The 1,804-nt window shown below is 61.0% G+C and carries 1 protein-coding gene and 1 pseudogene; both read left to right on the top strand.

All coding sequences use genetic code 11. The annotated features are described in order from the left end of the window. Positions 1–910 (top strand): annotated as a pseudogene (locus tag JL39_RS19435) (IS21 family transposase); the annotation flags it as partial. A gap of 10 nt (positions 911–920) precedes the next feature. Beyond that, the gene (gene istB, locus JL39_RS19430; protein ID WP_037154432.1) at positions 921–1,697 is read left to right on the top strand and encodes an IS21-like element ISRsp2 family helper ATPase IstB; all 777 of its coding nucleotides are present in this window, start codon (positions 921–923) and stop codon (positions 1,695–1,697) included. Positions 1,698–1,804 lie beyond the last annotated feature (107 nt).

Genomic DNA, 1,804 nt, shown 5'->3' with positions numbered 1-1,804 from the left:
CGTGTGCGACAACCTCAAATCGGGGGTGGCCAAGGCCCTTTGGTTCGAGCCGACGTTGACTGCGACGTTCGCCGCCATGGCGGAGCATTACAACACGACGATCCTGCCGACACGCAGCAGGAAACCGCGCGACAAAGGCCGGGTCGAAGGCGCGGTATTGATCGTGGAACGCTGGATTCTGGCACGGCTCAGGAACCGCACCTTCTTTTCGCTTGCCGCCCTCAACACGGCGATTGCCGATTTGCTCGAGGAACTGAACAACCGGCCGATGCGCCATGTCGGCAAAAGTCGCCGCGAACTGTTCGAGGAGATCGAGCGGGCAGCCTTGAAGCCCCTGCCAGTGATGCCGTTCGAATATGCGGAATGGAAGTCGGCGAAGGTTCATCCGGACTATCATGTCGAGGTTGACAAGACCTTCTACTCCGTGCCGCACCGGCTGATCGGATGCACTCTGCAGGTACGGCTCACCCACCGGGTGGTCGAGATCTTCCACGATCACCAGCGCGTCGCCAGCCATGTTCGCCGTTCCCAGCGTTCCGGCCACGTCACTGTCAATGACCATATGCCCAAGGCACATCAGCGCTATGCCAACACCACGCCGGCCAATCTGATCGGCCGTGCGACGCAGATCGGCCCCAATGCCGCCATCCTGGTCGAACGCATGATGCGCGACAGGCCACATCCGGAACAGGGATACCGCTCGGCCATGGGCATTCTGTCGCTGGCATCACGCTATGGATCACAGCGTCTCGATGCGGCCTGTGAGCGGGCGCTCACCATCAATGCCATCACCTATTCCTCCGTCGCCTCCATCCTCAAATCCGGCCTCGACCGGGAAAGACCGCAGGCTGAACACGCGGCCCCCACGCCTGCCCATACCAATATCCGTGGCCGATTCTACTACCAGTGAAGGAAGCAAGATGCTGACAAACCCCACCCTCGACCAGATGCAAGCCCTCGGGCTGACGGGCATGGCCGCCGCCTGGCGCGAATTGACCGAGCAGTCCGGCACCAATGAGCTCAGCCGCGATGAGTGGCTCGGCCTGATGCTCGACCGCGAAGTCGCCCTGCGCGCCGACAAGCGCATCCGTAACCGGCTCGCCTCCGCCAAACTACGCTTCGCCCAGGCCTGCATCGAAGATATCGACTTCGCCGCCACCCGCGGTCTCGATCGACGCAACACCATGGCGCTGGCCCAGGGGCAATGGCTCACTGCCCATGAGGGCCTGATCATCACCGGCCACACCGGCACCGGCAAGTCATGGCTGGCATGTGCCTTCGGCAGGCAAGCCGCAAGGCTCGGTCATTCCGTGCTCTATGTGCGCGTGCCGCGCATGTTCGAGGATCTAGCGCTTGCCCGCCTCGATGGCTCTCTTCCCCGTCTCATCGACAAGCTCACCCGCGTCCAGCTACTCATCCTCGACGACTTTGGAACACATACGCTCTCCGATCAGCAGCGCTTCCACCTCTTCGAAATTGTCGAGGAGCGTTATCAAAGAAAATCGACCCTGATCACAGCTCAGGTCCCCGTGGCAAGCTGGCACGACCTTATTGCCGACAGCACGGTCGCCGACGCCATACTAGACCGTATTGTGCACAATGCTCACCGCATCACGCTGCGGGGCGACAGCATGCGGAAGCAAAAAGGCACACCCCTCTTGACGGCGGTGGAAAACGGCGAAATCAATCAGCCCTGATGGTAACCAGGCTGCCGAGAACCAACCTCGTCAATCTGTCCGGACGTTAGTGAAACTGCTGTCCGGGATTTAGCGGAATTACTGTCCAACTTTTACGAAGCGCGCAC

The sequence above is a fragment of the Rhizobium sp. YS-1r genome, assembly GCF_000757525.1.
Lineage (GTDB): Bacteria > Pseudomonadota > Alphaproteobacteria > Rhizobiales > Rhizobiaceae > Neorhizobium > Neorhizobium petrolearium.
This window is presented reverse-complemented; position numbering and strand designations above follow the sequence as displayed.

Coding starts and splice junctions, on each gene's coding strand:
- istB (WP_037154432.1), top strand. CDS start 921: ATGCTGACAAACCCCACCCTCGACCAGATGCAAGCCCTCGGGCTGACG.